Annotated in this window: 20 protein-coding genes; 16 read left to right on the top strand and 4 right to left on the bottom strand. The window is 53.1% G+C overall.

The annotated features are described in order from the left end of the window. Positions 1-96: 96 nt before the first annotated feature. Complete coding sequence (locus tag ACYVC2_RS29940; RefSeq protein ID WP_461108939.1) at positions 97-993, bottom strand: ChaN family lipoprotein; 897 nt, start codon at positions 991-993, stop codon at positions 97-99. Between the two features lie 193 nt (positions 994-1,186). Between ACYVC2_RS29940 and ACYVC2_RS29935 the strand changes: the two genes are divergently transcribed. The 5 genes from ACYVC2_RS29935 to egtD all read left to right on the top strand — a co-directional run bounded on the left by ACYVC2_RS29935 (position 1,187) and on the right by egtD (position 6,990). Further along, the gene (locus ACYVC2_RS29935) at positions 1,187-2,596 is read left to right on the top strand and encodes a sensor histidine kinase (protein ID WP_461108937.1); all 1,410 of its coding nucleotides are present in this window, start codon (positions 1,187-1,189) and stop codon (positions 2,594-2,596) included. A gap of 91 nt (positions 2,597-2,687) precedes the next feature. Further along, a complete protein-coding gene (locus ACYVC2_RS29930) occupies positions 2,688-4,349 on the top strand; it encodes an FAD-dependent oxidoreductase (RefSeq protein WP_461108935.1) in 1,662 nt (553 codons plus the stop codon). 96 nt (positions 4,350-4,445) lie between these two features. Further along, entirely contained in the window at positions 4,446-4,718 is a 273-nt protein-coding gene (locus ACYVC2_RS29925; protein WP_461108933.1) for a UBP-type zinc finger domain-containing protein, read from the top strand. Positions 4,719-4,798: 80 nt separating this feature from the next. Next, a complete protein-coding gene (gene egtB, locus ACYVC2_RS29920; protein WP_461108931.1) occupies positions 4,799-5,998 on the top strand; it encodes an ergothioneine biosynthesis protein EgtB in 1,200 nt (399 codons plus the stop codon). Next, the gene (gene egtD / locus ACYVC2_RS29915) at positions 5,959-6,990 is read left to right on the top strand and encodes an L-histidine N(alpha)-methyltransferase (protein ID WP_461108929.1); all 1,032 of its coding nucleotides are present in this window, start codon (positions 5,959-5,961) and stop codon (positions 6,988-6,990) included. The genes egtB and egtD overlap by 40 nt, the downstream gene beginning before the upstream one ends. A gap of 160 nt (positions 6,991-7,150) precedes the next feature. On the opposite strand, the gene ACYVC2_RS29910 is transcribed toward egtD, so the two are convergent. Both ACYVC2_RS29910 and ACYVC2_RS29905 read right to left on the bottom strand, forming a co-directional pair. After that, on the bottom strand, positions 7,151-8,683 hold the full coding sequence (locus ACYVC2_RS29910; protein ID WP_461108928.1) for a SusD/RagB family nutrient-binding outer membrane lipoprotein: 1,533 nt from the start codon (positions 8,681-8,683) through the stop codon (positions 7,151-7,153). Positions 8,684-8,710: 27 nt separating this feature from the next. Further along, positions 8,711-11,935, bottom strand: a complete 3,225-nt coding sequence (locus ACYVC2_RS29905; RefSeq protein WP_461108926.1) for a SusC/RagA family TonB-linked outer membrane protein — start codon at positions 11,933-11,935, stop codon at positions 8,711-8,713. 361 nt (positions 11,936-12,296) lie between these two features. Here ACYVC2_RS29905 and ACYVC2_RS29900 point away from each other — a divergent pair, with 361 nt between their 5' ends. From ACYVC2_RS29900 to ACYVC2_RS29850, 11 genes are all read left to right on the top strand, one after another. Continuing rightward, entirely contained in the window at positions 12,297-13,115 is an 819-nt protein-coding gene (locus ACYVC2_RS29900) for a phytanoyl-CoA dioxygenase family protein (RefSeq protein WP_461108924.1), read from the top strand. A 14-nt stretch (positions 13,116-13,129) separates the two neighbouring features. Continuing rightward, positions 13,130-14,356 carry a sterol desaturase family protein gene (locus tag ACYVC2_RS29895; RefSeq protein ID WP_461108922.1) on the top strand — a complete coding sequence of 409 codons (1,227 nt, stop codon included), beginning with the start codon at positions 13,130-13,132 and terminating at the stop codon, positions 14,354-14,356. Positions 14,357-14,418: 62 nt separating this feature from the next. After that, the gene (locus ACYVC2_RS29890) at positions 14,419-15,054 is read left to right on the top strand and encodes a peroxiredoxin family protein (RefSeq protein WP_461108920.1); all 636 of its coding nucleotides are present in this window, start codon (positions 14,419-14,421) and stop codon (positions 15,052-15,054) included. Beyond that, a complete protein-coding gene (locus ACYVC2_RS29885) occupies positions 15,029-15,961 on the top strand; it encodes a DUF1684 domain-containing protein (protein WP_461108918.1) in 933 nt (310 codons plus the stop codon). The genes ACYVC2_RS29890 and ACYVC2_RS29885 overlap by 26 nt, the downstream gene beginning before the upstream one ends. Positions 15,962-15,978: 17 nt before the next feature. Continuing rightward, a complete protein-coding gene (locus ACYVC2_RS29880) occupies positions 15,979-16,248 on the top strand; it encodes a hypothetical protein (protein ID WP_461108917.1) in 270 nt (89 codons plus the stop codon). A gap of 18 nt (positions 16,249-16,266) precedes the next feature. After that, positions 16,267-17,439: a methionine aminotransferase gene (locus tag ACYVC2_RS29875; RefSeq protein WP_461108915.1), complete on the top strand. Its 1,173-nt coding sequence runs from the start codon at positions 16,267-16,269 to the stop codon at positions 17,437-17,439. A gap of 20 nt (positions 17,440-17,459) precedes the next feature. Next, a complete protein-coding gene (locus ACYVC2_RS29870) occupies positions 17,460-17,930 on the top strand; it encodes a DUF4395 domain-containing protein (RefSeq protein ID WP_461108912.1) in 471 nt (156 codons plus the stop codon). 26 nt (positions 17,931-17,956) lie between these two features. Further along, complete coding sequence (locus tag ACYVC2_RS29865) at positions 17,957-18,514, top strand: carboxymuconolactone decarboxylase family protein (RefSeq protein WP_461108910.1); 558 nt, start codon at positions 17,957-17,959, stop codon at positions 18,512-18,514. 3 nt (positions 18,515-18,517) lie between these two features. Then, complete coding sequence (locus tag ACYVC2_RS29860; RefSeq protein WP_461108908.1) at positions 18,518-19,321, top strand: mycofactocin-coupled SDR family oxidoreductase; 804 nt, start codon at positions 18,518-18,520, stop codon at positions 19,319-19,321. 194 nt (positions 19,322-19,515) lie between these two features. After that, a complete protein-coding gene (locus tag ACYVC2_RS29855) occupies positions 19,516-19,914 on the top strand; it encodes a hypothetical protein (RefSeq protein WP_461108906.1) in 399 nt (132 codons plus the stop codon). A gap of 135 nt (positions 19,915-20,049) precedes the next feature. Continuing rightward, positions 20,050-20,634 carry a hypothetical protein gene (locus ACYVC2_RS29850; protein WP_461108904.1) on the top strand — a complete coding sequence of 195 codons (585 nt, stop codon included), beginning with the start codon at positions 20,050-20,052 and terminating at the stop codon, positions 20,632-20,634. Positions 20,635-20,658: 24 nt separating this feature from the next. Here ACYVC2_RS29850 and ACYVC2_RS29845 read toward each other — a convergent pair whose 3' ends face one another. After that, complete coding sequence (locus ACYVC2_RS29845; protein ID WP_461108902.1) at positions 20,659-21,477, bottom strand: peptidoglycan-binding domain-containing protein; 819 nt, start codon at positions 21,475-21,477, stop codon at positions 20,659-20,661. Between the last annotated feature and the right edge of the window lie 7 nt (positions 21,478-21,484).

The raw sequence follows: 21,484 nt of genomic DNA, 5'->3' as shown, positions 1-21,484 counted from the left end.
GTATACATCGGATAAATACCCAACGATTAAACCCGTAATCCGGAACAATGGATTAAAAATTTAGAAAATGAGACGGCTACGGGACTAAAGCCCTGGTCAATAAGTCTTGGTCATATCCGTGGGAATGGCCAGGACAAAATCCGCCAGGTTCCGATTTTCGCCAGCCGGATGTTCAGGATCAGGCAACTCTACCGACGACAGGGTCAGAATTTTCAGGTCAGGCCGTTGTTTGCGCAGGTACCAGACAATCCCTTCGAAATTTTTCGAGTGATAATCCCCGTTAAAATGAAGCATGGTCTGGCCCGGTTTCAGATTCTGTAAAATAAAATGGGCCATGGTTGCATCTTTGATCGCCTGCGCCCGGGCAAAATTGGCTGACATATCCGTATCGGCCGCGTGCGGATTAGAGGTAGTCGTTCCGTGCGGTGAGCCGCTCATCATGTCCATCATGCCTTTGTAGCCCGGTAGCGTCAGATCGACTGTCAGTGGGAGCGGAGCCATCTGCTGTCTGGCTTCGGCCGATACCGTATCGAGGGCGGCCAGCCCCTGGCGAGATACCAGCCGGGCATATCGACGCGGCACATTGGTCGCTATAAACGCCAGGTGTTGTTCGCGGGCAAAATCGGCAATGGGCTTGTAATCCGTCGAAAAGTTGGGCCATAGCCGGGCCTGAGTTTCCAGGTCTTTACTAGACGTTCGGCCCTGCACGTAATTGGTAAGTGCCGTCTGGTTATCGGCTTCAAACATTTCGGCACCCAGCACCAGCGCCCCTTTTTTTTCGATCTGAAGGTCTTTGGCGAGTTGCAGCTCAAGCCAGTGGCAGATCGGATTATTATGCAGCTCACCAAACAGAACCACATCTGCCTGGGTAGCCTGATGAAGTAATTTCGTGTAAGACGTCGCTTTGAGATTGGGCGTGTAAAGGCGATACGCCGGTTTGTCGGACCGGAAGGCAAAAGCCAGTAAACAGAGCAGGCACAGGGTAAAGCGCATGAAGATAAATCATGATCGGCCTGCCGCTAGGCCGACAGGACGGAACACGGTTGTTTCCCCAGTAACCAATCGCGTTTAGAATTCGTTACCGGTTTTTACGGGAACTGCCCGAAAGTTTATATCTTTCGGAAGCGGCCTATTCGCGAACTTGCGAATCCAAATCCAATACCACCGCTTATTTCTTCCTATCGACATGGATTTTTTAGAAATGCTCCGGCAGTTTCCGTCTTTTGCAGGCGTTCCTGATCAACAGCTTCAGTGGTTTATCGATCACGCCGAAGATAGAACGTTTGCCGAAGAAACCACCGTTTTCAAACCCAACGACCCCGTCGATTACCTGATACTGGTGCTGGCGGGCCGTATCCGGATTGAAAACGGAGCCAGCGGATTGGGTAATGAAATGATTATCCACGAGCCACAGTCCATTCTGGGGGTGATGCCGTTTTCGCGGATGAAAAATTTTCCGAACCGGGTAGTGGCCGAGCCGCATACGCAGGTACTCCAGATGCACCGGAGTAACTTGCCCCGGCTCATTCACGAATGTTATGAAATGACGGCTGCATTCGTACACCGGATGACCACCCGCGTCCGCGACTTTACCAAAATGACCCAGCAAAACGAAAAAATGCTGTCGCTGGGGCGGTTGTCGGCGGGGTTAGCCCACGAACTGAATAATCCTGTTGCGGCCGTGGTCCGTTCGGCCGATACGCTTAAAACCCATTTGCGCGCTACGCCCGAGGCTTTCAAGAGCATCATGCAGCTTGAGCTGACCGCTAAACAGGTCGATACCGTGCAGGAAATGTTCTTTAAAAAAGTAGATCAGCAGCGGACGGCTGGGAACCAACGGCTGACGTTGATGGAGCGCAGCAATCGGGAGGATGAACTGACGGACTGGCTGGATGATCATGGCATCGACGACAGCATGGATCTGGCCGGCCCTCTGGTCGAGTTCGGCTTTACCGTCGAGGATCTGGACTGGATTCTGGATAAAATCGGGGATGAGAACCTGGCCGGGGTAGCCAACTGGCTGGTCAATAACCTGGTAACCGAAAAGCTGGTGGTCGACATCAGCGAAGCGTCGAAACGGATCTCGACGCTGGTCAACTCGATCAAAAATTACACCCATATGGATCGGGGCGTGGGCAAAGAAGAGGTAGTATTGGGTGAGGGCATCCGGAATACGTTGACGTTACTGGACCATAAGGTCAGACACAAACACATTAACCTGGCCCTTACGATTCCCGACGATCTGCCAACCGTTTGTGGATGGCCGGGCGAGCTGAACCAGCTCTGGACCAACCTGATCGACAATGCCATCGATGCCCTGCCCGATGGGGGGAAGATCGAAATTTCGAGTCAGTCCGATCACCAGGCCGGTGGCCTGACGTTTGTGCTGACGAGAATTATTGATAACGGGCCGGGAATTCCGCAGGATATTCAGGATAAAATCTTCGAACCATTTTTTACCACCAAGCCCATCGGTCAGGGTACGGGCCTGGGCCTCGACGTGGTTCAGGGCGTCGTCAAGCACCACAACGGCTCCATCAAAGTAATGTCGAAACCGGGTCATACCGAGTTTTGTGTATGCCTGCCAACCAACTGATTGACAATGAGCGCTGTAAAAGGAAGCGGTGTGTTTTCATCAGCGACCGCATCATTGCCCATTGTTCATTATTTATTTTATAGTTAAAAACATGCGCCTTCCTATCATTTTTTCCATCGACGACGACCCTCAGGTCATACAGGCCGTTCAGCACGATCTGCGGCAGCAATACCGCAAGAAATACCGCATTATCTGTACCGATTCGGCGCAGGAAGCCCTCGAATCACTGCCCGAACTAAAGAAAAAAGGGGAGGAGGTCGCGCTGTTTCTTTCCGACCAGCGCATGCCGGCTATGACCGGGGTCGAGTTTCTGGCGAAAGCCCGTAAGATTTTTCCGAATGCCAAGCGGGCGTTACTAACGGCTTACTCAGACATCGACGCGGCCGTGCGGGCCATCAACGAGGTGCAGCTCGACTATTACATTGCCAAACCCTGGGACCCGCCCGAAGAAAAACTGTATCCGGTGCTGGATGACTTGCTCGAAGACTGGCAATCCGATTACCGTCCGTCCTTCGAAGGGCTTAAGCTCGTCGGCTACCAGTTTTCGTCCCGTTCGCACGAACTGAAGGATTTTCTGGCGGGCAACCTCTTTCCGTACAAATGGCTCGATATCGAGAGCGATCCGGAAGCACAGGAATTGATTGATCTGCACGGGCTTACCCGCAGCGACTTGCCGGCTATTGTGCTCGAAGGGGGCGCCATTCTGACCCAGCCTACCCTGAGCGATCTGGGTGAAAAACTGGGTCTGAAACCCACTGCTTCCGAAAGCTTGTACGATCTGGCCATTATCGGCGCGGGGCCGGCCGGACTGGCCGCTGCGGTATATGGTGGGTCTGAAGGGTTAAGAACGATTCTGATCGATAAACGGGCGCCAGGCGGTCAGGCCGGTACGAGTTCGCGCATCGAAAATTACCTTGGTTTTCCAAATGGCCTGAGCGGAGCCGATCTGACCCGGCGGGCCATTACCCAGGCCCAGCGCTTCGGGGTCGAGTTTCTGGCTCCTCAGGAGGTCGTTTCCATCAAGTCGAAAGGGCAGTATAAGCACATCAGCATGAACGATGGCAGTGAGGTCGTCACGCGGTCGGTTATTCTGAGCACGGGTGTATCGTATCACACGCTGGCCAACGAAAGTCTGGAAAAGCTTACCGGCGCGGGGGTGTATTATGGAGCCGCCACTACGGAAGCCTTTGCTTTTAAAGGCAAACCAGTGTACATCGTCGGGGGCGGAAACTCCGCCGGGCAAGGTGCCATGTACCTGTCGCGGACGGCTTCTGAAGTGTATATCTGCGTGCGCCGACCCAACCTCTCCGATACGATGTCGCAGTATCTGATCGACCAGATCAACGACACGCCTAACATTACCGTACTGGGCTGCACGGAGGTGATTGAAGGGCTGGGTAAAGATCAACTGGAATGCCTGGTGCTGGAAGATATGAACACAAACGAGCAACGAACCGTCAAAGCGGCCGGGCTATTCATTTTCATCGGAACCAAGCCCTTTACAGACTGGATCGAGATGGACATCATCAAAGATGAGAAAGGGTTCATCGCCACCGGTCGTGATCTGGCTAAATACGCAGATTTCAAAAAAGTCTGGCGCTACCCGCGCGAACCGTTTGCCCTGGAGACGTGTAGTGCCGGCATTTTTGCGGCCGGCGACGTTCGATCAGGCGCCATGAATCGGGTGGCGTCGGCCGTCGGCGAAGGGGCCATGGCCGTTAGCTTTGTGCATAAATACCTGGCAGAAAGTTAACGAAACCACACGCGGGTCCAGAGCAACCAAATTGCGCAATCAATAACCAAGGGTGAACTTCCACCGAATCGGCGAACCGACCGCCTTCCTTATTTTATGGCTAAACAAACTATTTGCGAACATCTGTCATCCCTGACCGAACTTCGCTTTCCGAAGGAACACATCTGTGAGGAGTGCGTCAAAACGGGTGCTTCGTGGGTGCATTTGCGCACCTGCCAGACCTGTGGGGCCACGCTCTGCTGCGACTCATCGCCAAACAAACACGCGTCGAAACACGCGCTGGCCAGCAATCATCCCGTCATCATGTCTGCCGAAGCAGGTGAGCGCTGGCTCTGGTGTTTTGTGGACGAGCAAGCGGCTAGTTATTAAACAAGGGAGCTGATTTCCGGTTTATGATAAGCGAACAGACTCCGTCTTTGTAGCCTGTAAGCCGTTTTTTATACACCTGCATGATCGCTGAACAGACGATTACCCAGCAATACCGACGTGTCCGGGCGCACTCGGAAACCATTTGCCAGGGTCTCGAAACCGAAGATTACGTTGTACAGCCCGTTGTGGATGTGAGTCCACCCAAATGGCATCTGGGCCATACGACCTGGTTCTGGGAAACCTTCGTGCTGGTTCCGCACGCGGCAGGTTACCGCATCTTTCACGACGATTACAGCTACGTCTTCAACAGCTATTACGAAACGGTCGGGAAACGGGTGCTGCGTACCGACCGTGGGAACCTTAGCCGCCCCACCGTGGCGGGGGTATATAGCTATCGTGCCTACGTTGACGAGCATATGAGCCGGTTTTTGGATACCGCAGATTTATCCGACGACTTACACACGCTGATTCTGCTTGGCCTGAATCACGAGCAACAGCATCAGGAACTGCTCATTACCGACATTAAGTATATTCTTGGGCATAATCCATTGTTACCCGCCGTTGCCATGCCCGCCGTAACGCGGCTGGAAAGTCGTATGCCTGTAAGCGGCACCAGCCCAGCTGTTACGCTCACAGAAGGCGTCTACGAAATCGGTTTTCAGGTTCTATCCGGTCAGGAAACCGGCTCGTTTCACTTCGATAATGAGCTGGGTCGCCATAAAGTCTACCTCAACAGGACAACCCTGTCTGGAACTCTGGTTACCAATCGGGAATACATGGAATTCATGGCCGCGGGCGGTTATCGTAGCTTTCGGTACTGGCTCTCCGATGGCTGGGCATGGGTCAATGCCAATCACATTCAGGCTCCATTATACTGGCACCAGATCGACGGCGAATGGTGGAACTACACATTCGACGGCCTGCAGCCGGTCGATCCGGATTCGCCGGTATGCCACGTTAGCCAATACGAAGCCGATGCGTATACCCGCTGGTGCGGCATGCGCTTACCGACCGAATTCGAGTGGGAAGCGGCTTCGGATCAGCTCAACTGGGGTAAGCGCTGGGAGTGGACCAATTCGGCTTACCTGCCTTATCCGGGATTTATGACGGCCGACGGCGCTGTGGGCGAATACAACGGGAAATTTATGAGTAACCAACTGGTTCTGCGGGGCGCATCGGTCGCAACACCCGCGGGACATTCGCGGTCGACGTACCGCAACTTTTTTCAACCTGACAAACGATGGCAATTTACGGGAATACGGTTGGTGGAGCGCCTGTAGCGGGTAGGGCAGAGGGCATAGAAATAGAGGCCGTATCGCCTGCCCCGGCTTCGTCACCGCTGGCCGATGAAGTTAAAAGTGGCTTACAGAAAACACCCAAACGCCTGTCGTCGCAGTTTTTCTACGATGGGGAAGGAAGCCGGATTTTTGCGGAAATCATGCGCTCACCGGATTATTACCTGACCCGGTCGGAGTATGAAATTCTGGATACCTACAAAGCAGACTTACTGGCACTGTTCAGACCCGACAGGCTGCCGTTCGAATTGGTCGAGTTAGGGGCCGGCGATGGACTGAAGACGAAGATTCTACTCCACTTTTTTACCGAGCAAGCCGCCGACTTTACATACGCGCCCGTCGACATTTCGGTCGATGCGCTGGAGAGTTTAGTGGTCGATGTACGCCAGCAGTGGCCTGATCTGCGGCTGAATCCGCAGCATACCGACTATTTTGAGGCACTCGGTCAACTGTCTGCAGCGTCGGACGTTCGGCGGGTCGTTCTGTTCCTAGGTTCGAACATCGGTAATTTTCAGCCTAGTGAAGCCGTCGATTTTTACCGGCAGTTGCACGACCGGCTCCGACCCGGCGATCGGGTACTGACGGGCTTCGATCTGCAGAAACATCCGGCCGTGATTCATGCCGCCTACAACGACCGCCGGGGGCTGACCCGGGCGTTCAATTTAAATCTGCTCCGGCGTATCAACCGCGAACTCGACGCCGACTTCGACCTGACGGCCTTCGATCATTACGAAACCTATAACCCCGAAACGGGAGAAGCGCGCTCGTATCTGGTGAGCCAGAAAAAACAGGTGGTGCCGATTAGAGCGCTGGATATGACGGTGCCTTTCGACTACGGCGAAATTATCCATACCGAAATCTCGCGAAAGTTTACGCGCGCTCAAATCGAGGAACTGGCTCAACTGACGGGTTTTACGCTTGCCGGATGGTTTACCGACTGCAAAGGCTATTTCGCCGACGTGGTCTTCGAACGGTAGGTACTGAAAAGTCATTTGTGGTCATTGTTGTACCAGGTGGAAAACGTCTGAAGCCGTGCCACGGTTAGCAGGTATGTAGCACGGCTTGCTAAAGACTACCGCAAAAAATAGGCTCAGCCTTGCGCGCTGAGCCTATCCTGATTACCGCAAACCGTTTTTGTTACTGTTTATCCCACCAGACGTGTGTATCTAAGTTATCAGGACCTTGTCGATTCACGGCTTCCTGCCGGTTCGTGGTATTTACCGACTGTTCGGAATCCGGGTATGATAAGCGATAAATGAAATTCCCCTTGATTTCTTTGCCTGGATACGGATTGGGTGTTAGCGTTGGAAAGCCGCTGCGCCGGAAATTAGCAAAGACTTCGGGGCCATTGAGTAACGAAGCCACCCAGTATTGGGTATTGATCAACTCCAGCCCTTTGGCCGCTACGTAAGGGTTTTTTTGCAAATAGGCTGCAATGTTGGCATCCGACACCAGCGAAGTTGCATCGTAGTCGCCCAACTGCTTCATGTGTGCCGTTATGCCTGCATTGTAGTAATCGGCCGCACTGCCCGTCGTCCAGCCGCGCTGTGCCGCTTCGGCCAGCAGCAGTTGGTTTTGCGCGTAAGTTACCAGATAACAAGGTGCAAACTGGCTACCCATGCGGGTACGGTCGAGCTGGGAATAATCGTAAAAACTGGCCAACCCGTCGGCGAGCGCTTTTGGCGGGATGGTGCCATTGTCGTAACCGAGGGGCATGCCGATCTGGACCGATGGATCGCGGCTGGCTTTGGCGGCTGTTTGTTCAGGTCCGCTTTTTGCACCGATGTACCGGACGGCGATAGATTGTAGCCGGGGGTCGGATGTAGCTTTCAGGTAATCGACGAAATTGCCGGTGAGGTAGTAGTTGGCTGCTTCGGTCGAATTGAGGGTAGCGCCCACGCCATTGGTGTAGTTGGCATTATTACGCACCACGGCATTGTCGGCGTTTGAGGCAATTAACCCACCCGCCACGGCTTTCTGAACGGTAGACTGAGCCAGCGTCGGATTCACTTTGGAGAGCCGCATGCCCGCGCGAAGCAGTATCGAGTAGCCGAATTTTTTCCATTTCGTGATATCGCCACCGTACAGAATATCGCCCGCTTCGGTTGGTTTCGACGCATCCAGCGCGGCCGAGGCTTCGGTTAGCTCTTTGAGAATGTCGTTATAGATGCTTTCCTGCGTATCATACTTTGGCGTAACGTTGGCCGCAATATAGCCTGTCCCTGCCTGCGTATACGGAATATCACCATAGGTGTCCGTCAGCACCATAAACGAATAAGCTTTATGAATACGGGCCATGTTATACAGATTGGTCCGGTTGGCATCCGACTTGGTTTGGTTGATTACGTCGACCAGATACCGGATCGTGTTCTGGTAATATTGCCGCCAGATACCACCGTTGTTGCCCGTGGGCCCGCGGTTGTCGATGTTGAAGTTCCCACCCGAGTTGATACCAGAGTTGGGCGTAAATATCTGCTGCACAATCGCTTCCTCGAAAACCAGTGTCGAGCCCGGAAACGACGTGTTGACGATCGCATTGTTAAACGTGAATACAGGATTCAGGGCACTGGCCGCTGTTGGGTTCGTATTGAGCTGTTCGAATCCTTTTTCGCAACTGCTCAGACAGGCTAGCAGTGCAACCAACGGTATATAAAGGGTTGTCTTTTTCATATGTATAAAGTAGTACTAACGACAAAATTAGAACCGGACGTTCAGGTTGAAGCCAATGCTGCGGGTAGTTGGCAAACCCGTCGATTCGAGACCGATCAGGTTATCCGAGCTGAAACCGAACTGTTCGGGGTCGATGTTGGGCACCCATTTTTTCAGAATCGCTACGTTGTTCGCCACGGCGCTGATACGAACGCCTTTGATGAACAGCGTTTTGGGTAAGAATTTGGTGAAGTCGTAGCCCAGGCTGATCTGACGAAGTTTCCAGAAACCGGAGTTGTATACAACCTGTTCGCCCAGGCTTTTGGTACGGCCCACCGAATAATAGTCCTGCACAAACGCCCGAACCGTGTTGACTTCTCCTTTCTCGTTGACACCCGCGCCCACCATCTTGTTGTCGGGATCGCCCCGGCCCACCAGGGTTTCTTTCTGCAGGCCGTGCCGGAAGGCATTCAGGTTCGTGCCGGAAATCATTGTGCCGCCCAGTTTGAAATCGATCAGGAACGACAGGTTGATGCCTTTATAATTAAAGGTGTTCGTTATCCCACCGATGTATTTAGGCAGAGCCGAACCAAACGAAACCGGCGCAGCAGAACGCACCGGCTGCCCGTCGCCCCCGTGCACAATCCGCCCCTGTGCATCGCGCACGTACCCGTAGGTGTAGAGCTGGCCCAACTCCTGACCGACCACCTGCCGAAGTTCGCCCACGTAAATCCCGTTTCCTACAACGATCTTTTCTGCCTGCTGGTCGTTGTTGTAATCTTTGCCGGGCGTACCGTCATCGTCGGTTTGCAGGCGCAACAGTTTGGTTTTGTTATACGAGCCGTTCAGGGTAATGTCCCAGAAGAAATCCTTCGAGCGGATCGGAGAAAGATTTAACAAAACCTCGATTCCCTGGTTGCGGCTTTGGCCGCTGTTGATCAGGGTACTGGTGTAGCCCGAAGCATCGGACGACTGGACCTGTACGATCTGATCTTTGGTCAGTTTGCTGTAAACGGCTACGTCCAGACCGATCCGGTTGTTCAGCATCTTCAGTTCCAGCCCTAATTCGGCTTCCGAAACCCGGCTCGGCCGGAGGGCCGCATTAGGAACGGTAGAGGAGGTGATGTACCCTACTGGCTGACCCTGCCCGGCCGGGTTCGGGAACAAGTTAGCGTTGACGCCGTAGAAAAGCCCGTTCGAATAAGGCGACACGTCGCCGTCGCTGCCTACCTCGGCATAAGCCGCCCGGAATTTACCGAAATTCAGCCAGCTGGGCATGTTGTTGAAGGCCTGCGAGAACACGAAACTTCCGGTTACGGATGGGTATAAAATACCGTTACCCGGAGCCAGGGTCGAGAACCAGTCCTTGCGCAGGGTGCCGTTCAGGTAAAGGAAATCTTTAAACGAAAATTCAGCGGCCCCGTAGAGCGAATTGACTTTGCGCTCACTGAGGCTGTAGAGCGGGTCTTTTACCCGACCGTTCTGCGGTACATACAAACCCCGGACAACGAAGTCCGTCACCAGTACGCTGTTCAGGTCGCTCCGGCGATACAACTGGTTACCGCCCAAGGTGAGGTCGACACCAAAGACGCCGAACTTACGGTTCGCACCAATCAGGAAATCGGTGTTCAGCTCACGGAACCGGCGGGCATCCTGCACGTACCGGCCATTGACGAAACCGGCGGGGGCCGCAGCCAGCGACGCCTGACCCGTGGGGAAGTTGTAATCCTGATCGCGCGCCCAGAAATCCTGGCCGATTCGCCCTTGCAGGTAAAGCCAGTCGGTGAAGTTGTAGCGGGTTGAAATATTCCCAAATAACCGATCCCGGCGAATGTTCTCGAACTTGTAATTGAGGACGAAATACGGATTCGTCCGGTTCATAAACCGCGAATAAATAAACTCATTGCCGGTTGCCGGGTTGATCTGGTTCGCTTCCAGTACGTCTAGCGGCATGGAATTGGCCAGGGTATAAATAACCGTCGGTGTACTGTTGTCCTGTTGGGCAATCTGGGGTGGGTTCTTGTTATATTCGTTCGAGTAATTCAGTGTACCCGTCACGCTCAAGCGTGACGAAAGGTTGTAGCTGAAGCCCAGGTTGATCGTTTTCCGGCTGAAACTGTTGTTGCGGGTAATGCCCTGATTGTCGGTATTGGAAACGGATAGGTTGAATCCGCCTTTTTCGCTGCTCGACGAAACCGCGATGGAGTTGGTCCAGGTGGAGCCATCCCGGTAGAACGTGTTGATCCGATTCCGAACGGGCGCGTACGGCACTGTTACCCCACCAAACAGTACCTGCGTTTGACCGGCAAATTTTTCGCCGAAGCTCCACACGCCCGAGGTTGGGTTGGGGGCCGTCGGTCGAACGCCGTATTCGCCCTGCCCATATTCGTACTGGTAATCCGTATAATCCAGCGGGTGATCGGTCGTGAAGTTGGTGTTGTAGGTGACCCCGATCCCCTGGCCGGTTCCTTTGGTTTTGGTCGTGATGAGTATAGCGCCATCCTTCGCCCGCGAACCGTATAGCGCAGCTGCCGTGCCGCCTTTCAGTACGGTCATCCCTTCGATGTCGTCGGGGTTGATAGACGACAGCCCATCGCCCCCGTCGGAGTAGTTGTCGCCATTGCGGCTGCCGATCGCGTTATCGCCCCCGACGTTCCCATTGTTCTGGCCGAAGTTGGAGTTATCGATCGGTACCCCGTTGATTACGATCAGCGGGCTGTTTTGCCCAGAAAACGACGACTGACCCCGGATCCGGATTTTACTGGTTCCGGCCGCTCCCGTTCCGAGGCTGCTGATGTTCACCCCCGCAATTTTCCCCTGAAGCGCGTTCATAAAGTTGACCGTGCGGTTGGTTGTGATCTGCTCCGGGGCTACTGTTGCCGTGGCGTATCCTAGTCGTTTGGCTTCCTTTTTAATCCCGAGGGCCGTTACGACCACTTCGCCCAGGCTCTGTTCGGCTTCCTGTAGTGTTACCGTCAGTTGGGATTGATTGCCGATTTCAACGGTGCTGCCGGCGTAGCCAATGGCGCTGAAGACAAGCGTTGAATTGGGGGGGACATTTAGGGCGAAATTTCCGTTGCCGTCCGTAGTCGTTCCCAACTGCGTGTTTCTTACTAAAATATTGACCCCTGGAATGGGTTGTTGGTCCTTTCCGGAAATGACTTTTCCAGTCACCCGGCGGTCCTGTGCCTGGAGTTTCGGAGCCAAGAGAAGAGCCACCCATAGCAGTATAAAGCTATAAGCGCTAATCTTCTGTTGTAGAATGTGTTTCATCACAGATAGTAACAGTTAATGGTTTTTTAATTATTTAAAAAAGCTAATTTATTCATTAATAAGTAAAAATAACTAAAGTGCTCTATTTAACGTATCTACTACTATTTTTATATTCACCAGAAAAAAATTTGGAAATACACTGATCCATATTCACCTTTGCCTATTGAACTAGCAGACTAAATCTGGAGGTTCGAAAGTTAAACCTGTTCGCTGGCACCGGCACACGATCGACTAACCGACAGGGGCATACCAGGAGAGTATTTTTTCGGCAAACGTTCGTTTGCCTTTTCATAAACTAAAATACTATACTAAATCTGTATAGTAAGTAGGTAAATTCAATTCATATTTAACGCGTACGCCGATGGTACTTACGAAATATCCAGTTCCTGTTCAGTCTGCTTATACCCTGACCGCCGAGCAGACCGCCTTCTTCGATAAAAACGGATTCTTACATATAAAAGGCTTTGTCGACCGTACTGCCGTTCAGCAGTTTATTCAGGAATTGCAGCGCATCGAGTCTCACTGGATTGCCGAACAGGTCGATAAGATCAACGGTACACCGATCAAATATGGCCGCGACGAAAACGGGCAACCCATTGTGCAGCGGTTTGCCTTTGCTTCGCTGTTCAGCTCCGTGCTCCATGACTTTCTGCAGGATGAGCGACTCCAGGGTCTCACTACGCTATTGCAACCCTACGACGGACGAATTGGTGAGGAAGAAAAAGATGGGCTGGTGGTGAATCATTACGTTCGGACACCCGAGAGTAATTTCTCACGGATGGGCTGGCATACCGACAGCCCTCGGGATCTGTTCCTGGGCCATCGCATCCGACCCATGCTGAATGTGGGTCTGCACCTGGACGATTGCCCCCAAACTAATGGTGGCCTGCGGGTTTTGCCGGGTACGCATAAGCAAAACACCCTGCTCACCTTGTTCCGGAAGCGCCAGTTTATCGACCACCGCCCCGACCCCCGCGAAGTTGGTTTCGACATCGAAGCGGGTGACCTCACGATTCATAACGGCAGTCTGTGGCACCGGGTCGAGCAGTCGCCGAAGCTGGGGGCAGAAAGCCGACGTCGGGTTATGTACATTCCGCTCGTTACGGGGGCGTATCAGCCCAAAAGCGCATCCAGCAAAACCCCGTTTTATCACCGGCTGGGTAGCAAAATTTTCCGTTAGCCCCTAATACTGGTATGGTTCTCAATTGGCTTGCATTCGCTGTTCCGTTGTTTCTGGGCCTGATGGGGCTCGAATACCTCGTGGCAAAGTGGCAGAAGAAATCGTACTTCCGGTTCGATACGTCGGTTGCGAACCTCAACGTTGGCATTGCCGAGCGATTATTGGATAGCTTCACGGTCGGCGGATTCTACTTCGTATATGATTACCTGCATCGGCACTATGCACTGTTCGAGATTCCGGCGAATACCTGGGGTTGGGTAGGGCTGTTGCTGGCTACGGATTTTGTCTGGTATTGGTATCATCGGCTGGCGCATGAAATCAATGTGTTGTGGGCGGTTCATGTCGTACACCACCAGAGCGACGATTTCAACTACACGGTTTCGGCTCGGATTACGGTATTTCAGGCGGCCGTACGAACCGGCTTCTGGTCGATCCTGCCCCTGATCGGTTTTCCCGCCGAAATGATTACGACGGTGCTGCTGATTCATGGGCTGTATCCGTTTTTCATCCATACCCGGACCATTGGTAAACTGGGCTGGCTCGAATACATCCTGGTTACGCCTTCACACCATCGGGTGCATCATGCCAGCAATCCGCAGTATCTGGATAAGAACTACGGCGACATGTTTATCATCTGGGATAAACTGTTCCATACGTTTGCCGAAGAAGCCGAAGAACCCATCTATGGGCTGACCAAACCACTCGAAAGTCACAGCTTTTTGTGGCAGCATGTTCATGGTCTGCTCGAAGTGCTGGCTGCTGCCCATCAGACAACAGGCTGGGCGAATAAGCTGGCCATTCTTTTCGGGCGGCCCGACCGCATCGATCCAGGTATTCGCGACGCGCTGGAACGTCGGTTTCTATCGACTCTCGTTGAACGTCGGGAAATAGCGTCGAATAAGCGCTGGCGGTTTCGGGGCTACGTGGCGGGGCAACTGGCCGGTACGCTACTGATTCTGTTCATGTTTCTGCTGCTCGAAGCCTATGTACCGGCTTATCTTCAGTTCCTGACGACTTTGTTTATCCTGCTTACGCTGATCAACTGCGGAGCTTTACTCGAACAGCGCCAGTGGGTGCTTTATCTGGAAATCGGTCGACTGAGTATTCTCTGGCTGGCCTTATACGGCCTGCTGGGATATCCCATGCTCCTTGTGCTGGGGTATATCGGTGGCCTGTCGCTTTGGGCTTATTTTTCATTAGTGCAGAAGCGTTACTATCGACTGGTATATGGCCAGCATTAATTAAATATGGCTATAAACAACATTTTTTATAATCTATTGGCATAAAGTAAACTTCTGGACTCATGACACTTGAATTTGAAAATGAATTAGGGCATATTCGAACAGTCAGTACGCAGGAACGTAACCGGTCGATTCGCCTTCGGCCGTTAGTCACCGGTGACCTGGCTCCTTATTTTAGTCTTACCGGTGCGCCGACCAACTGGCGGGCGTCGGTTTTTGCGCAACATACTCCCGAGCCGGGAACGTCTGTGCTGGATCTGGTTCGTGTCCGTCCGTTAGTCGTTAGTTTTTATTGCCCCTGCTGGGGCCGTTACGCCCGGCCTTATCTGGAATCGCTGGTGCAGCTCTATCAGGAATTACTCCTGGCCGACGCCGATCTGGTTGTGTTCTCGAACGAGTCGCTCAGCGTGCTGGAGCGGCAGGTAAAAGGCCTGGATTTTCGGGTAGCGTACGATGCCGAATCGACCGTAGCCCAACGCTTTGGCGTCTATAGTGAAGATGACCCGATCTGGGATCGTATATCCGGTATTTCGGGCGAGGCTTTTACGCCAGCTTTGTACGTGCTCGGGGCCGATAGGCGGATTGCGTATCATTTTCTGGATGAAAATTTCGATCAGGCCCTCGATCAGCAGTCTATCGTTAATCTTGTTAAACATCTGAACGACAAACAGTATGAACCGACGTATCAGGCAATCTGAGAAACCGCTGAATCCGTATTCGCGCTGTTTTTTTGGTTTTTGGTTTGTTGCAATGGTTTGGTCGGCGGGTTTCCGTCTGGCCGATGGGCCTTCCTACAAAGCGCAGATCGATGAGTGGCATCAGAAGCGGGTAAATGCCCTGAAAAGTGATAATGGCTGGCTGAATCTGGCGGGCCTGTTCTGGTTGAAAGAAGGGGAAAATTCGCTTGGTCGTGGATCGGACTTCGACCTGCCGTTTCCTGTCGTGAGCAAGCCCACCGACCTGGGGGCGCTGACGCTGCAAAACGGCGAGGTACGCTTCGAGCTTACGTCCGGCGCGGAGGTATCGGCGAATGGAAAACCGGTTACCGAATCGCTGGTTGTTTTTTCGGCTGCTGATAAACCTATTACCCTGGGTACTGGCTCGCTCCGGTGGGTCATTATCAAGCGCGGGGATAAATATGGCGTTCGGCTGCGCGACCTGGAAAGTCCGTTTCTGAAAGAATTTCAGACCGTCGGGCGCTATCCGGTCGATGAGAACTGGCGGATCAAAGCGAAACTCGAACAACCGACCACGCCCCGTACCATTCCCATTCTGAACGTTTTGGGCCAAACCACGCCAACCCCGCTGGTGGGTACGCTTGTCTTCGAACGGGCGGGGAAAACATACCGGCTGGATGCTGTTGGCGAAGAAGACAAGCTGTTCATTCTGTTTGCCGATGCAACCAACGCACACGACACCTACGGGGCCGGACGGTTTCTGTACGCCGACAAAGCCGGTCCGGATGGCACAACCACCCTGGACTTCAACCAGGCCATCAATCCGCCCTGTGCGTTCACGCCCTACGCGACCTGCCCGCTACCTCCGAAACAAAATAAACTGGCTTTGGCCGTAACCGCTGGCGAAAAGCGCTATGGCGGCCACTAAAACCGCGCGGAGTGATTATGGAGAGCAACTATCCTCGTAACGGAGCGGCTTATTTTCATAGCCTTCCGTATGAGGAACAAGTAAACCTGGTCTGGCAGCGGGGGGTACTGCTCGAAGCCCGGCGGTTGCCGGGGTTTTGGCTGCATCTGTACGCGGTCAATTCTTTTTTTGTCGAAATGTGGGTCTGCCAGCGTCGATACAGCGTTACGTTAGTGCGTATGCTGGATACCACGAATGAGCTGGAGCCGTACCTTGACCGGATTTCGCTCGACAGCCTGCGGCTTTAACCCAGCGAACTGAACACAATGTCCAAGCATTCACGTACGCCCACTGCGGTGACCATACCCTCGAAACTCCCGAATGTAGGCACAACCATTTTTACGGTTATGTCGAAACTGGCTACCGAAACTGGTGCACTGAACCTGTCACAGGGATTTCCGGGTTTCGATTGCGCTCCGGAGCTGACCGAGCGGGTGACCTATTATCTACGAAACGGTTTCAATCAGTATGCGCCGATGGCGGGCGTTCCGGCCCTGCGGGAAGCGCTGGCGCAGAAAACGTTCGAGCAGTATAACATCGCCTATGACCCCGACCAGGAAATTACAATCACGTCGGGCGCGACCGAAGCAATTTTTGCCGCTGTCACAGCCGTAGTTCGTCCGGGCGACGAGGTAGTAGTGCTTGAGCCAGCCTACGACAGTTACGTGCCAGCCATTGAACTGAACGGGGGCGTACCGGTTTATGTAACCCTGACACCCCCGCACTACGCCATCGACTGGCAGGAAGTGGCGGAGAAAATCACCGATAAAACCCGGTTGATTTTAGTCAATACCCCCCATAATCCGACCGGCCACATCTGGGCGCGCGAGGATCTGCAACACCTGGCGGATATCATCCGGGATCGCACCATCTGGGTAATGAGCGATGAAGTCTACGAGCATATCGTCTTCGACGGGCAGGTGCATCATTCGCTGATGACCCACCCCGAATTGCAGGCTCGTACGTTTGTGGTCGGTTCGTTCGGAAAGACGTTTCACATTACGGGCTGGAAAATTGGCTATTGCCTGGCCCCCGCCGAACTGACCACTGAGTTCCGGAAGATTCACCAGTTTCTAACCTTCAGCACTGTGACACCCATTCAGCATGCGCTGGCTGATTTTTTGAAAGAACCGGTGCATTACCGACAACTGCCGGACTTCTACCAGCGCAAGCGCGATTTGTTTCTGGCTGGCCTGAAGCGTTCCCGATTTATCTACACACCCGCCGAAGGAAGTTTCTTCCAGACCCTTTCGTATGCCGCCATTTCCGACGAACCCGACTATGATCTGGCGGTGCGGCTGACCAACGAAATCGGGGTAGCGTCCATTCCGGTGTCGGTGTTTTATCACCAGAAAAATGATTACCAGATGCTGCGCTTTTGTTTTGCCAAAGACGACGCGGTCTTGCAGGAAGCCGCAGCGCGACTAAGTCGATTGTAATGTCAATAAATCAATGCGTTATGAAAATGGTACCCGATAATCAACTTCTGCCGGCGCTGGACTGCCCGGTAGATGGCGTGAAAGTAAACGAAAACAAAGTGCGTACGACTGCGGCTTTTGTGTTTCTGGTTACAGTGACTTACTTACTGACCTCCACCTGGGTTCTGCCTTTGTTTATGCTGGTCGACTTTGGTCTTCGTGCGTTCGACTATGGGAAATACAGCCCGCTGGCCTCATTAAGTGCTGCAGTCGTTAGGGGGCTGCAGTTGCCGGTTGTGATGATCGATCAGGTCCCGAAGCGGTTTGCGGCTGGTGTAGGACTGGTTTTTGCTGCGGTGATACTGGGTTTGCAGGCTGTAGGGATCAACGCGCTGATTCCGGCGGGTATACTGGCCCTGTTTGCAGCCCTGGAGGCCTTCGCCGGTTTCTGCGCGGGTTGCTATGTCTACACGTTCCTGAAGCCCCTGTTGAGTAGCCGGGCGTTGAAATGACTCTTTCGGGTATAAACTCAAATTTTATGTCGATCCCTCGTATAACGCCTTTACCACCCGAAGAAGCTACACCGGCTGTTCAGGCTGCTTTCGATGCGCACGTTACCGACTATCCGGGGAGCCGGATCACAAACATGAAAGCTACGCTCGGTCGGTCGCTACTGGCGTTTCAGGTGTACATGGACTGGTATCCGTTGTACGGGGAAGTGAAAAAAATTGTGGGTGACCGACTGGCGTATCTATACGCACACGCGATTTCGGAAGGTACCGATTGTCCGCTCTGTACTACCTTTTTTCGGCGCATCATCATCGACAACGGCGAACGTCCGGAGGATCTGGTGCTGAGCAGTCAGGAACAGGCTTTGCTTGACTTCGGAAGCGCGATTGCCCGGAACAAAGGCGAAATTCCCGATGAACGCTACGTGCCAATCGCCGAACAATATACCGATGAGCAAGTGGTTGTCCTCGTTGCGTTTGCGGGGCAGATGATGGCCACGAACGTATTCAACAACGTATTGAAGGTGAACATCGACGAGTACCTCTATCCGTATCTTCCACTCACCAAACAACCTGTTCATCCATAGCTCATGGCTGATTTCGAGGGAAAAGTAGCGTTTATTACCGGCGCGGCTCACGGTCAGGGCCGGGCGGTGGCTCTGGCATTGGCCAAAGAAGGGGCCAACATCGTTGCGTTCGATCTGGCAAAACCACTGACGTATCCGGGCTATGCGCTCGGTTCTGAAACGGAACTGGACAGCCTGAAGCGGGAAGTGGAAGCGCTCGGAACCTGGTGCCTGACGGTACAGGGGGATGTCCGGCGGGATGACGACATCAGACAGGCTGTCGATGACGCGCTGAGTAATTTTGGCCGGATAGATATTCTGTTCAACAATGCGGGTATCTGCGCCTACGGATTAGCCCACGAACTGCCCGAAGACGAATGGGATGCAATGATCGACATCAACCTCAAAGGGGCCTGGCTAGTGGCACGTCGGGTTATTCCGGTGATGATCGAACAGAAGTCGGGGGTTATCATCAATAATTCATCCATTGCCGGACTGCGCGGCATGAACCGATTGAGCCATTATGCAGCTTCTAAATGGGGCCTGGTCGGCTTAACCAAATCCTGGGCCATCGAACTGGCCCCCCATGCCATTCGCGTTAACTCTATTCATCCAACCGGTGTGAATACGCCGATGAACGACGGGCTGGCCGAACTGGAAGGCACCACTACCCAGGAAATTGCCGAACGATCGGCGGGAAACCTGCTCCCGGTGCCCTGGGTCGAGCCCGAAGATGTTTCAGCCATGGTGCTCTACCTGGCTTCCGACAAAGCCCGCTACATAACCGGTTCGCAGTTTGTGCTGGATGCCGGTTTGCTGACTCGATAAGCCGGGAGAAACTAAAAGCGCTGGCTTTGTTGCTGGCCACTCAATCAGTCGTCCTGAATTTCCTGCCGCTTATCAGGAGCAACGACCATTCCGCTAGTTTGTAATGCATAGTACCATTCACGGCCTATATCTTTGTTTCACCAATCGGGACAATCCCGACTCACTACAAAATAGAAGGTAAACATATACAAGCCATGAAAACCCTCATCAAATCACTCGCTTTTGCTCTGTCGTTAGCCGTTGTTACTTCAGCCGCTACCTTTGCTGAAACCAACCCCGGCGGCCGTACGACGACTGCTACCGCCTACAAAACCGGTATTTACACTTCAATCGACGGTAAACTCCATATTGCTCTTGACAAAGAGGTCGGTGGTAGTGTCGATATTCGGCTGAAAAGTGCCACGGGTGAAGTCGTCTACAATCAGCACGTTGGTAAGAACGACAGCAAATTTCGGACACGCCTGAATATGAACGAGCTGCCCGACGGCGTATATCAGGTAGAAATTACCAACGGTGTAGACACAACCACCCATGCCGTTACATTATCAACGCAACAACCCACCACACCCAGTCGTCTGGTAGCGATCAATTAACCGATTCGTTCGCAGACGAAGGCCCACCATTCAGCTTAGTTTAGTAAACAACAGATACATCAGGCCGCAGCTGCGGAACCCGTCTGAACCGGTTCCGCAGCTGCGTTTATTCGTTTTCTAAACCAATTCTTTCGTATGGATTCACCAACCAGATTGCTCCGCCTGCTGGATTCGACACTGTATACCGCCCGGTTCATCAGAGACCATTTTCTGGTAATCTTCGGGCTTGGACTCGTAGCCGCCTTCGGGCGTGCCATTCAGCTACAAGCGTTTGGCCCCATTAGTCCATTGGGCCATATTTTACTGGAAATCATCATCGAGACGGCCCGAATACTGCTCTTTTTTTATGCGCTGGGGCTAACCCGTATTCGAGCGGGCTTACAGACGGTTATTCAATTGGTGACCAATAAAGCAGAGCGCCGGAAGAACGGACAGGCTATTCGGCATAACGTAGGCCAGAACTGGCGGGCTATTCTCGTCAATTTTGGGGCTTTTCTGGTCATTGCCTTCCTGTTCAACGCCCTGACCGATCATATTGCGCACGAAACCTGCCTATACATAACCCTGAAATCCCGTCAGCTTCTTTCCGAACAGGCTTCTGTCTGGGTCTTGATTCTGTTCGTCAAAAACATTTCCGTCATTCCCTTTACCCTGGTTTTTGAAGCCGTCTTTTTTCTGTGGCTGATCGACCGGTTGCCGGAGTCCTGGGAAACTGTCTGACAGGTTCTCATCCCAAACGATCGACTATACTAAACCCTGAATCGAAAACACATCCAGCTTCGATTTCCGGAAGTTACGCATCCGGCTCAGCACCGCGTTCCCGTTGGAAGATCCGCCGTCGTTGGTGTTGCCTTCGATTGTTTCAATGATGTCGTCGTCGATGGCCACAATAAGGCCAGCATGAACCCAGTCCGTTGGCGATTTTTGCAGCAGAAACAGGTCGCCGGGTTTCATCAGCGAAGGATTGTTCCGGATTTGCGTATACCGAAAGAGGATGCCTTTTTGCAGACCCGTCGTGCCGACCGTATCACAACTGTAGGTGAGGGGCATCAACTGCTGAAAATCTTTTCCCTGGCTGGATGCCGCCTGGTCGATAATGGTTTGCACGAAGCCCATGCACCACAGCCAGTCGGTTCCTTCGTTGCCATCCATGTAAGCGCGTACCCAGGGGCCCGAGTTCGTCTGTTGGTTGATAACCAGTTCGAGGGGGTGGTTGGTCAGGTGGTTTCTGGCGGTATTGACGATCAACGTGCGCATGTCACTTCCTGTAACCTGTGTTGTGAAGGCCTTGCGCTGTGGGTCGGCCAGTAGCGTAAACGTGGCCTGGTCCACAATACCGGTTTGGGGCACTCCCTTCGCTTTCTGGAAATTTTTGACAGCCTGTTCGGTAGCCTTCCCAAAATCGCCGTCGATGCCGGTGGCCGTTGCTGCACCCGGATGAGTCATGGCAAACAGGGTGAGCCAGGATTGGATTTTCCGGACATCTTTCTTCGTATTGCCAGCGCCGTTTCGCTGCTGAGTGCTGCTGATAAGCAGTTCGTTCTGAAATGAGGTCTTTTGCATGGCGACG

The sequence above is a fragment of the Spirosoma koreense genome, from assembly GCF_054777875.1.
This window is presented reverse-complemented; position numbering and strand designations above follow the sequence as displayed.

Coding starts and splice junctions, on each gene's coding strand:
- ACYVC2_RS29940 (WP_461108939.1), bottom strand. CDS start 993: ATGCGCTTTACCCTGTGCCTGCTCTGTTTACTGGCTTTTGCCTTCCGG.
- ACYVC2_RS29935 (WP_461108937.1), top strand. CDS start 1,187: ATGGATTTTTTAGAAATGCTCCGGCAGTTTCCGTCTTTTGCAGGCGTT.
- ACYVC2_RS29930 (WP_461108935.1), top strand. CDS start 2,688: ATGCGCCTTCCTATCATTTTTTCCATCGACGACGACCCTCAGGTCATA.
- ACYVC2_RS29925 (WP_461108933.1), top strand. CDS start 4,446: ATGGCTAAACAAACTATTTGCGAACATCTGTCATCCCTGACCGAACTT.
- egtB (WP_461108931.1), top strand. CDS start 4,799: ATGATCGCTGAACAGACGATTACCCAGCAATACCGACGTGTCCGGGCG.
- egtD (WP_461108929.1), top strand. CDS start 5,959: ATGGCAATTTACGGGAATACGGTTGGTGGAGCGCCTGTAGCGGGTAGG.
- ACYVC2_RS29910 (WP_461108928.1), bottom strand. CDS start 8,683: ATGAAAAAGACAACCCTTTATATACCGTTGGTTGCACTGCTAGCCTGT.
- ACYVC2_RS29905 (WP_461108926.1), bottom strand. CDS start 11,935: ATGAAACACATTCTACAACAGAAGATTAGCGCTTATAGCTTTATACTG.
- ACYVC2_RS29900 (WP_461108924.1), top strand. CDS start 12,297: ATGGTACTTACGAAATATCCAGTTCCTGTTCAGTCTGCTTATACCCTG.
- ACYVC2_RS29895 (WP_461108922.1), top strand. CDS start 13,130: ATGGTTCTCAATTGGCTTGCATTCGCTGTTCCGTTGTTTCTGGGCCTG.
- ACYVC2_RS29890 (WP_461108920.1), top strand. CDS start 14,419: ATGACACTTGAATTTGAAAATGAATTAGGGCATATTCGAACAGTCAGT.
- ACYVC2_RS29885 (WP_461108918.1), top strand. CDS start 15,029: ATGAACCGACGTATCAGGCAATCTGAGAAACCGCTGAATCCGTATTCG.
- ACYVC2_RS29880 (WP_461108917.1), top strand. CDS start 15,979: ATGGAGAGCAACTATCCTCGTAACGGAGCGGCTTATTTTCATAGCCTT.
- ACYVC2_RS29875 (WP_461108915.1), top strand. CDS start 16,267: ATGTCCAAGCATTCACGTACGCCCACTGCGGTGACCATACCCTCGAAA.
- ACYVC2_RS29870 (WP_461108912.1), top strand. CDS start 17,460: ATGAAAATGGTACCCGATAATCAACTTCTGCCGGCGCTGGACTGCCCG.
- ACYVC2_RS29865 (WP_461108910.1), top strand. CDS start 17,957: ATGTCGATCCCTCGTATAACGCCTTTACCACCCGAAGAAGCTACACCG.
- ACYVC2_RS29860 (WP_461108908.1), top strand. CDS start 18,518: ATGGCTGATTTCGAGGGAAAAGTAGCGTTTATTACCGGCGCGGCTCAC.
- ACYVC2_RS29855 (WP_461108906.1), top strand. CDS start 19,516: ATGAAAACCCTCATCAAATCACTCGCTTTTGCTCTGTCGTTAGCCGTT.
- ACYVC2_RS29850 (WP_461108904.1), top strand. CDS start 20,050: ATGGATTCACCAACCAGATTGCTCCGCCTGCTGGATTCGACACTGTAT.
- ACYVC2_RS29845 (WP_461108902.1), bottom strand. CDS start 21,477: ATGCAAAAGACCTCATTTCAGAACGAACTGCTTATCAGCAGCACTCAG.